Annotated in this window: 10 protein-coding genes; 6 read left to right on the top strand and 4 right to left on the bottom strand. The window is 58.4% G+C overall.

Annotation, left to right across the window (positions count from 1 at the left end; genetic code table 11):
- On the bottom strand, positions 1–370 hold a 370-nt coding region (locus QXF46_08295; GenBank protein ID MEM0226856.1), incomplete at its 3' end, for a Gfo/Idh/MocA family oxidoreductase.
- A 104-nt stretch (positions 371–474) separates the two neighbouring features.
- On the opposite strand from QXF46_08295, the gene QXF46_08290 reads away from it, so the two are divergent.
- From QXF46_08290 to QXF46_08275, 4 genes are read left to right on the top strand one after another with little or no spacing between them, the layout of a single operon-like run.
- Entirely contained in the window at positions 475–828 is a 354-nt protein-coding gene (locus QXF46_08290; protein MEM0226855.1) for an SCP2 sterol-binding domain-containing protein, read from the top strand.
- A gap of 2 nt (positions 829–830) precedes the next feature.
- Positions 831–1,862 (top strand): 2-hydroxyacid dehydrogenase, encoded by a 1,032-nt coding sequence (locus QXF46_08285; GenBank protein MEM0226854.1) that lies wholly within the window; start codon positions 831–833, stop codon positions 1,860–1,862.
- Complete coding sequence (locus QXF46_08280; protein ID MEM0226853.1) at positions 1,834–3,318, top strand: FGGY-family carbohydrate kinase; 1,485 nt, start codon at positions 1,834–1,836, stop codon at positions 3,316–3,318. The genes QXF46_08285 and QXF46_08280 overlap by 29 nt, the downstream gene beginning before the upstream one ends.
- Before the next feature lie 10 nt (positions 3,319–3,328).
- On the top strand, positions 3,329–3,973 hold the full coding sequence (locus tag QXF46_08275) for a class II aldolase/adducin family protein (GenBank protein MEM0226852.1): 645 nt from the start codon (positions 3,329–3,331) through the stop codon (positions 3,971–3,973).
- Here QXF46_08275 and QXF46_08270 read toward each other — a convergent pair.
- Positions 3,967–4,683, bottom strand: coding sequence for an SDR family NAD(P)-dependent oxidoreductase (locus QXF46_08270; protein MEM0226851.1), 717 nt, complete (start codon positions 4,681–4,683; stop codon positions 3,967–3,969). The genes QXF46_08275 and QXF46_08270 overlap by 7 nt on opposite strands.
- A gap of 172 nt (positions 4,684–4,855) precedes the next feature.
- On the opposite strand from QXF46_08270, the gene QXF46_08265 reads away from it, so the two are divergent.
- Positions 4,856–5,752 (top strand): SDR family oxidoreductase, encoded by an 897-nt coding sequence (locus tag QXF46_08265; protein ID MEM0226850.1) that lies wholly within the window; start codon positions 4,856–4,858, stop codon positions 5,750–5,752.
- Between the two features lie 101 nt (positions 5,753–5,853).
- Here QXF46_08265 and QXF46_08260 read toward each other — a convergent pair whose 3' ends face one another.
- A complete protein-coding gene (locus tag QXF46_08260) occupies positions 5,854–8,316 on the bottom strand; it encodes a GxGYxYP family putative glycoside hydrolase (GenBank protein ID MEM0226849.1) in 2,463 nt (820 codons plus the stop codon).
- A 42-nt stretch (positions 8,317–8,358) separates the two neighbouring features.
- On the opposite strand from QXF46_08260, the gene QXF46_08255 reads away from it, so the two are divergent.
- Positions 8,359–8,808, top strand: coding sequence for a hypothetical protein (locus QXF46_08255; GenBank protein ID MEM0226848.1), 450 nt, complete (start codon positions 8,359–8,361; stop codon positions 8,806–8,808).
- Here QXF46_08255 and QXF46_08250 read toward each other — a convergent pair.
- Positions 8,731–9,431, bottom strand: a 701-nt coding sequence (locus tag QXF46_08250; GenBank protein ID MEM0226847.1) for a hypothetical protein, incomplete at its 5' end; no start/stop codon positions are given. The genes QXF46_08255 and QXF46_08250 overlap by 78 nt on opposite strands.

Below are 9,431 nucleotides of genomic sequence, written 5' to 3'. Positions count from 1 at the left end.
CGAAGTTCACCAGCAGAAGTACACCCCTCCTTCTAGCTTCGTCAGCCATCGCTTGTGCCTCAGCGAGGCTCGTAGCCATCGGCTTCTCCACCAGCACGTGCTTACCTGCTCTCAGAGCCGCCATCACCGGTTCAAAATGGAGGTGGTCAGGCGTTGCTACAACTACCGCATCCACACCGGATCTTTCGCATAACTCCTCCGCACTGCCGTAGAACTCGGGCACGCCTTGCTCGGAGGCTACAAGCTTGGCCTTCTGCCTATCAACGTCCGCCACTGCCACGATTTCCGCTTCTGGTACATGCCTTAACGCTTCGAGGTGCAGTAACCCTTGATTCCCCAACCCTACAACGCCAACTCGAACCTTCCCCATGCGCTCCAAGGCCTCGATGCGGAGGTGCTTATCTAGCTTTGCTTTTCATTAGTGTTAGTCGCTATGTTTAATAGTGCTAAGGAAGAAATCTTCCAGAGGATGCAATGGTTGAGCCGAGGCAATCAGCATTGGAGGAGGTTGAACGGAGAATCTCTATAGTCGTTGAGCGGTCCAAGGATCAATCGATCGCCGAGAGCCTGAAAGGCTTCAGCAAGTTAGTTGCTCTGGAGTTCCCGGATTTGGGTATCACTTACGCATTACGTTTTGAGGACGGAGTAGTAAAGGAAGTTATAAAGGGGCATTCAGAGGCGGCGGAAATCAAAGTCGTGGTTCCCTCAACTACGTTCATAGGGATTATCGATAAAACCACAAGTCCTGTGAAGGAGTATCAGCTCGGCAGGCTCCGCGTGAAGGGTCCCATAAGCGACCTGCTGAAGTTGAGGAAGCTCCTCTTCTGATCATGCACGCGCTTGTAACGGCCCGCTTCGATGAGAAGGCGATCGAGAAGCTAAGGGAGTACATCGATGTAACGTACCAAAGCTGGTGCAAAACTAAAAGGGTCATTAGTCAGGAGGAACTAATTGAGTTGGCGAACTCCCTGAAAGCTAACATTTTAATTGTAGAGTTGGAACATGTCGATCGCGAGGTCATCGAGCGCGTCGATGGGCTAAAGCTAGTAGGTGTTTGTCGGAATGACCCGGGCAGGAACGTCGATCTCGAGGCCGCGACTGAGAGAGGAGTACCAGTGATCTACACTCCAGGCAGGAACGCCAACGCGGTGGCCGAGCTCACAGTAGCAGTGATATTGATGCTCTTGAGGAAGCTCTCATCGATCTGCTTTAAGCTGAAAAGCGGCGCTGTGCGAATCGACTCGTTTGAGGACTTCGCAAAGTACTACAGCGAATGGATGGGGAGCGAGTTGTACGGTAAGACCGTCGGCATCGTCGGGTTGGGGAGGATAGGGTACCGCGTCGCTGAAATACTGAGAGCCTTCGGAGCTCGCATTTTGGTCTACGATCCCTACGTTCACGACGAGAGAGTTAAGAGCGTGGGTGGTGAAAGGGTCGACCTGGAAACTCTGTTGCGCAGCTCCGACATTGTGACTCTCCACGTTCCACCCACCGAGGAGACTGTGAACATGATAGGGCGCAGGGAAATCGAGTTGATGAAACCGACGGCAATACTCGTCAACTTGGCAAATCCCGTTGTAGTCGACGAGGACGCCCTCTACGATGCACTGAGGAGGAGAAGGATCGCGGGAGCAGCTCTAGATGTTTTCTACGAAGAGCCTGTCGACTCCTCAAACAGATTCCTCCAGCTCGAGAACGTGGTTGTAACACCCCACATAGGAGGGAACACCGTTGAGACTGTTAGACGGCACTCGTGGATGATCGTCGAGGACGTTCTCAGGTATCTGAGGGGGGAACGCCCCTTGCACCTCGCGAATCCGAAGGTCTGGGATCGTGTCGCGGGAAGCTCTTATAGTCGTTGATTTCGGTAGCAGCGCGCTTAAGGTGCAAGCCTTCACTACCAGTGGCGAGTTTATCGTAGAGAGGCGCGCACCCCTTAGGCTGTACGCGGATGAAGCAACGCTAACCGTTGAGTACAATCCAACGGAGGTTGAAAGCTCGCTGTTCACCTGCCTGCGCTCAGTAGGCGAGGGTCTCCAGCGGCTGCAGTACGAAGTGAAGGGCATCGGGTGTACCTCTCAGCGCTACAACATGGTTCTCCTAGATATTAACGGGAGGGAGCTCTGCATGAGCCCCAATGTTGATCCGCGCGGCTTCCTTGCTAGCCTTAGCCTCAGCGACGATGAGTGTGCTGAACTCTACAGAGTCACGGGCCTTTACCCGCCGCACCTCTTTACAGCTGCTCGATTAATGTGGTTCAAGGAGTTCAAGCCAGAATCTTTTTCAAAAATTTCAAAGATTTTAACCATATGCGATTGGCTGCTGTACAAGCTCTGCGGTGCTTACACTACGTGCCCGTCCTTAGCGGCCAGCACCATGTTGTTCGACGTGGTTAGCACGAGGTGGAGTAGGAAGGCGATGGAGATGTTCGGAGTCGTCGAGGATATGCTTCCGGAAATCGTGAGAGAGGGGGATTTCGCAGGCTACCTCTCACGGGAGGCGGCGGAGAAGACTAGCCTACCTGAGGGGCTACCCGTCGTCGTTTGTGGTGGCGACACGCAAACAGCCGCTTTAGCGGCCGGCGTTTTCGGCGAGGGTGAGGTAGGGGTGATCGCAGGTCGTACGGTACCCGTTGTCGCTTGGACCGGGAATCCAGCGATTGACGCGGGGATGCGCACCTGGCTGGTCCCCCATGTGGGAGGTGGTTGGCTTGTAGAAAGCAACGCAGGGCCTCTCGGAGAATTTATTGAGTGGTTCCTCAGAGATATCATAGTCGCAGAGGATTACGGGGCGCTCGATCGGCTGTTCGAGCTCTCCGAGCCAGGCGCGAAGGGGGTCATGATGAAACTCTACCCATCGATCATGGATGCAAAATCGCTAGGCCGGCAGAGCTTTAGGAGCTTCATCTCCACGCCACTCCTCGCATCGCCTTTTACCCAGCCCGTTAAAGTCTGCGACATGGTGAGGGCGCTCCTCGAATATGTCGCGTACAGCATTAAAGCGAACGTTCTGCAGGCGGTCAGTGTAGCATCGAAGAGATTAACGAGCGTGAGAGCGACGGGCGGCTTAACGCGGATTAGGTCGCTAAGGAAGCTTCTGCCATCTGTGCTCGGCAGAACGGTGTTCCTCACGAACGTTCCGCACGGCAGCGGGGCTGGGAGCGCAGCTCTAACGGCCTTCTCTCTCGGATGTTACAGCAGCCTGAGAGAGGCTGCTAGGGCGTTCGTGCTGCTTGAGGGGTGCGAACCTGACCCCGATCTCGTCGAGCACTACGAAGCCGCTTACGCGAGCTGGCTTGACTTTTATACCAGCGTTTAACGGCTGGCTCGTGAAGTATCGGGAGCTTAGGGAAAAGGTGATTGAAGCCTTCAGGTTCATGGAAAGTGCGGGGTTGAACTGGGGCTATAGCGGCAACATCAGCGTTCGCTTGCCCGAAGAAGGGCTCTACTTAATGACTCCAAGCGGCCTGAGGAAAGCCCAGATGAGGCCGGAGGACCTGGTCGTAGTTGACGAGCAGGGAAACTTGGTTGAAGGAGGGCGCGCTCCAACGAGCGAGTATCTGATGCACTTGGCTGTGTACAGGGCTAGGAGCGACGTCAAAGCTGTAGTGCACGCGCACCCGGTATACGCATCGGTTCTAGCAGCGCTCCGGCGGAGACTGGAGCCCGTGCTGGACGAAATCACAGTCTACCTGGGTGGTGCGGTCGAGGTAGCCGACTACGGGCCGCCCGGCAGCGAGGAGCTGGCGAGGAACGTCGTACGAGCGTTGGGTGACCGGTGCGCTGTGATCCTGGCTAACCACGGGGTTTTAACCTGCGGGAAAGATTTGGACGAGGCCCTCGACGCGCTCGTCTACCTTGAGAGAGCAGCGAAAGTCTACGTGATAACTCTGCTATTGGGCACCCCGCACCCGCTTCCGGCGGAAGTGCTGGAGTTCGAGAAACAGCTATACCTGCTGAGGCGTGGTCAGTAGAGCGGGGGCAGGTGGGGGCCGAATACCCTCAGCAGCGATACGTAGCCTGGAACGTACACCTTGCTCTTCCCCTTTCTCACAGCCTTTAGGATTTCCTTGCTAACCTCCTCCGCTGTAACGGTGCCCCACTTCGGGGCAGCTCCTCCAGCTCGCGCGTGGAACTCAGTGAGCACTGAGCCAGGGTAGACGGTCACCACCCTGATGCCTTTCAGCTTCAGCTCCCTCTCAATCGCTTTAGAGGCGTAGTGAAACGCTATCTTCGTTGCACCGTAGATCGGTAGCCGCGTCATCAGGACGTGGATACCGGCAGTAATGACGTTTACGACTGTGGAACCCTCGTGCATCAGCGGGAGCAGCTTCCTTGTGAGCACTATCGGGGAGACGAAGTTCACGAGCGTCATCGAGAGGAGCTCATCTTCACTGTGTTCGAGCACACCTTTGTACAAGCCGAACCCGGCGTTGTTCACGAGGACATCGAGGCTCCCCAGAAACGCGCGAGCCCCCTCAACAACTCGATCTAGCTCCTCAAGCTTGGAAAGATCGGCTCTCACGTAATCGAAGCGATCTCCCAGCTGCCGCTTCAGCTCCAGTAGCGCTCCCTCGCTTCTAGCGACGCCGAGCACTCTACCACCTGCGCGACAAATTTCAAGTGTGAGAGCCCTACCGATCCCGGAGGACGCGCCCGTGACTACAGCCCTCAGGTCGGCCATAAGGCTGAGGGGAAACTCACCAAAAATCCTTAACGCGCTCAGCTTTCCTAGCCCGCTTCATGCCGGAGAGGTCTTCAGTTCCGGCGCTCATCACAGCAGCAGTTCCGGCGGCCCCCCGGTTAAAAGCGTTACCGCTCGAAACCCTTAACATGCGCCTACCTCCGTGGCTACCGTGCGGTTGAAAGGTAAGGTTGCGATAGTAACGGGGGGAGCGCGCGGGATTGGAGCCGCCATCTCCCACAGGCTGGGGAGGGAGGGCGCCAAGGTCGTCGTCTTCGATATCGATGGTAAGGCTGGAGAGTACAGGCTGAAAGCGCTGATGTCCGAGGGTGTTGATGCGATCTTCGTTGCGGGCGATGTTGCAAGGGAGGAGGACGTCTCCCGCTGCGTAGGGGAGGCAGTTGATGCCTTCGGCAGAATTGATGTACTCGTGAACAACGCGGGTATCGGCTTCTCGGGCAAGCCGCTTTTCGAGCAAACGCTCGAGGAGTGGTGGAGAGTGCTTTCCGTCAACCTGACGGGCCCCTACCTATTCTCGAAGCACGCTGCCCGAATCATGGCGGAGAGGGGAGGGGGAGTCATCATCAATATTGCGAGCACGAGGGCCCTCCAGTCGGAACCCAACACGGAGCCCTACTCTGCGTCGAAGGGAGGCCTTTTGGCACTAACTCACGCGCTAGCCGTCAGCCTGGCACCCTACCGCATCAGGGTGGTAGCGGTATCGCCTGGGTGGATCGATACGAGCGAGTGGCAGATCCCTCCAAGAGAGCCTCAGCTGACCAGGCTGGATCACGAGCAGCACCCGGCTGGCAGGGTTGGCAAGCCGGAGGATGTTGCAGCACTGGTGGCGTTCCTGGCTTCAGACGAGGCGGGCTTCGTCACGGGTGTCAACTTCGTGATCGACGGGGGCATGACGGTGAGGATGATCTACTTAGATGACGCCGTAGTCGAGGACGCCTTGTTCAGGCTCACCGGAGACCGCGAGTTTGCCGCGCTCGTCAGGCGAGTAGCCCTTTCGGGGCTCGCGGGGAGAGCGAAGGAGGCTCTCAAACCAGTCCTTGTGGATTGAAACATTCGAACCGGCAGAGCTGGACGGGCTATCAGCGTCCGCACGTGGGGTTCCACCCCGCTGGATTGAATGATACCTCTTTCCCCGCGAGTATCCCAGCGCTACCTCTTCATCAGCGCTGCGGCTAGGGCCCTGTAGAATTCGATCATCTTCGCCGCCGCATCGTAGGGCTTCTCCGCCCTGTACAGGCTTAGAGCTTCATCGAGTATGCTCTTGAGCTCGTCGGCTTTGGCACGAGACAACTTCCCCTCCCTCACATAGTCCTCCAGCAGCGAGACGGCCAGCCGGTGCCCATACTCGACATTCACCAGAGCCACTAGCTCGTGGAAGTTGATGGGGATGATCTGAGGGCGCTCCTGGAGGATCCTCCTGAGGCCTTCGAACTCCTCGATGTCCCACGGCTGGGAGATGACAAGGATGATGGGGAGGTTCCGCGCAGCTGGCTGAATGCCTGTGAGCTCCACCGCTCCCGCGTAGAGGTCCACACCGCTGCCGGGGTCGTACCAGACCCTGAACTCTATGTTGCCAGTGGCTTTAGCGAGCGTGAAGTTGATCTCAAACCACTGGTAGCTGCCGACCCTCACGAACTCTGAGCCGGAGATCTCCCTTTGGGCTATGATCGTCCTCCCGATGTCCGTGCACACGTCTATGGTCGCTACACGAGCCTCCGTGCGAGCGGAGATCTTAAGGGCGAACCGCACGGTGTAGCTCCCAGCTGGCAGCTCCGTGTAGGGTCCGTAAACCAGAGCTCCTGCTAGGCTCGCCCCCGCTCTCGCAAGCCTAGCTCTCTTCGTGGGGGAATCGGGGTCGTCGACTTGCGCCCCAAAACCGGGCAGTTCGTCGGCCGGGTTAAAGCGCAGTGCAGTAGGCGGCTGAGCGTACATCCTAATCGCTTCGTCGAGGTCCGAGGCGAACTTTCCCAGCTCAGTGCTCCTGAAGTGAAGCGCACCGAAGACCACGGGGATCGTTAAGTTGCCCTTTCTTACGTAGTAGACGGAGCTTCCGTGAGCCTTGAAGAGGCCGGGCAACTCGTTGTAATCCCTCTTCACCGCTAGAAGCCAGGGGGAGAGTTGAACAGCGTAAGCCGCCGCGACGTCATCGTCGTATCCCAGCACCTCAACGACCCGCAGACCGCTCTTTTCCAAGTGGTAGCTCGTGTGTGGGAGGTACTGGCCCAGGTAAGGCTTGTTAGAGGTGGGGTAGATGTAGCCTGCACCGGAGGGGCCGCAGACGAACGTATCGTGCTCGCTCATGGTTCTGGCGTAGTAGTACACCATGAAGGGTGCCACGTCGAGGAGGAGGGGGCTAACCGTCCAGGCAACCGGAACGCCAAGCCTCCTCTGCCACAGGTTTACCATGTTGTAATCCCACTGAAGGTTGTCCCCGTCAGTCACGTAGAAAGTTACGTAAACCCCATCTCTCCCCAGCACTTCAGGTCTAACGGGAGGCAGGGGGAACTTCGGGTCCTCGGGCGGCTTCAGGTGCATCCAAACCGTCGGATTCGCAAAGTCCAGCGGCCCGAAGTGGTGCATCATGACGACCACGTACTTCCCGTACCTCGTGGCCAGATCCACGTACGCCCACTCATCTTCGCCGTGCCAGCCGAGCACCATCGAGTTGTTCGGCATGGCCGATAGAATCCGCTCGAGCACCGCTCTCTCGGCAGGGTTGAAGGGGTCGAGGTAGACGGTGAGCAGCCTGAGAGCGACAGCGTAGTCCCGGCACGCCACTTGCAGGTTGCTGGTGAAGGTTCTCCCGTACTTCGTGTGGGTCCGGGTCTCAGGGCACGCGACAGCCAGCTTCGTCCTGTCCACTCGGTCCCACAGTTCCTCGAAGGCCCACTGGTACGCGGAAACCCTGTCGGTGAACTTGCCCCTCAAGTCGAACAACCTCTTTTCTACTCCGAGCCGCTCGAGCCAGCCGACCCACGTCGGGTGAACGAGGACGCCGTTGTAGATCCCGCAGAGCGTCGTCCCCACGTTGATGGTGTCAGGCTGCGCTGGATCGTAAATGACGTAGCCTTCAACCTGTGAAGCGAAGCGCCTAACGGCGTCATCCATCCCAGCAAACTCGACCTTCAGCCCGAGGATCTTAGCCGCTCTCGCCAGCCACCATGCATCGCTATCCTTGAAGATGACGTACAGGCGTGCCCCCTCCCTGTTCACTACCCCCTGCAATGTGACTAGCGTGAGGAGCCTGGGGTCCATCAGGCTTGAGCCCCTTACGTCGACGACCAGCAGCTCCCCCGTCAAGCCCTCCTCGAGCCCCTCCAGGTAGTCCACGGCTTCACGGACGCTAAGGAAAAGCTTGAGGGCAGCCTCAGCCGAAGCTGGGCTCCGAGACCAGTGGATCGCAAAGAGGATCCACGTCTCGTTGTCGTTGGTGGGGAAGCGCGTGATGAAAAGCTCGGCTAGTTCGCGGCTGAGCCCCTTGGAGACGTACAGCTGGACCCTCCTCTCACGCGCGGCCTCAGCCTGCAGGCGGAAGACCAGGTGAGCGAGGTGGAGCGCGGCAACGGCTGCTGCGACCAGAGCGGCGGCCAGCAGGGGGCGTGGGATCCTCATCGCTAATCGCGTGGAAGCCTATTTAATTAGCATAGTGCCAGAATGGATGGGGTGGAGCCCAGCGAAGCGCTCAGGCTGGCGAGGATGATCGTTTCGGGGAAGGTACCGCCCGATTACGATGAGCTCTACGCTGCTCTCCTCGAACTCCGAGTGCTCTTCGACAAGCCGCCTAGCTGGTACACGCGCGCCGTAGCTCGCGTGCTGCTCGGCATCAGGGAGGTAGGTGAGAGGCACTGGCTGGTGCCGGGGCTACCCGGTGACGCGTACCCCCTGTACAACGTCCGGTCGACCGGGGAGGGGAGGTACGTGTGCGACTGCTACGGGCACCTCTACGGTTTCACACGCGAGAGAAGCATCTGTACGCACGTGGCCAGCGTCATGCTCACGCGAAGGTGGGCCGAGATTAGGCGCGTGCTAGGGCGCGATACCGGTGAGCCCTCTGGCGGCCGCTCCGATGCTGTAGCTGACCAGCGCGACTGCCATTACGACTGAAGCGCTCTCGAAGAACTCCCTGAGGAACATTCTCTCAAGCACTACGCAGCTGTAGAAGGAGAGCAAGGCCAGCAGGGCTACGGCTGTAGCTATCGACGCGGGAATCGCCGCGGCGAGGGGTAGGCCGAGCAGTAGTGGGGTTAGTAGGAGCAGCACTGTGAGCATGTAGAACACTCCCGTGTAAGCCGCGTGTAGAGCCGGGTTCCTCCCTACCTCATGCTTCGCTTGAGCGTAAGCTGCGGCAGCCATCGATAGAGCCGCACTGACTCCAACGATGAACCCCCCCACTGCCGCCTGGATAGAGGACTGGGTATAACCTACGAAGCCTAGCAGAACCCCCGTGAGCTCCACGATGGCGTCGCTGATGCCTAGCGCTACCGAGCCGAGCTGCCTCACGATGGTTTCGTCAAGGCGGTTGGCGAACTCGAGCTCGTGGCGCTTCTCCTCCTCGATTATATCCCTCAACCGCTTGAGCCGCTCCCCTTCGAGCGCGGAAGCCGCTCGCTCGTACTCCTCGATGGTTGACGATTCGCGCCGCTCCAGCAGCTTGATCGTGAAGGTCTTGCCTAGCAGGCGCGCCGCTGCTACGAGGATGGCCAGCCTGACCCTCTCCTTAACTCCCA

Source organism: Thermofilaceae archaeon (assembly GCA_038731975.1).
Lineage (GTDB): Archaea > Thermoproteota > Thermoprotei > Thermofilales > Thermofilaceae > JANXEW01.
This window is presented reverse-complemented; position numbering and strand designations above follow the sequence as displayed.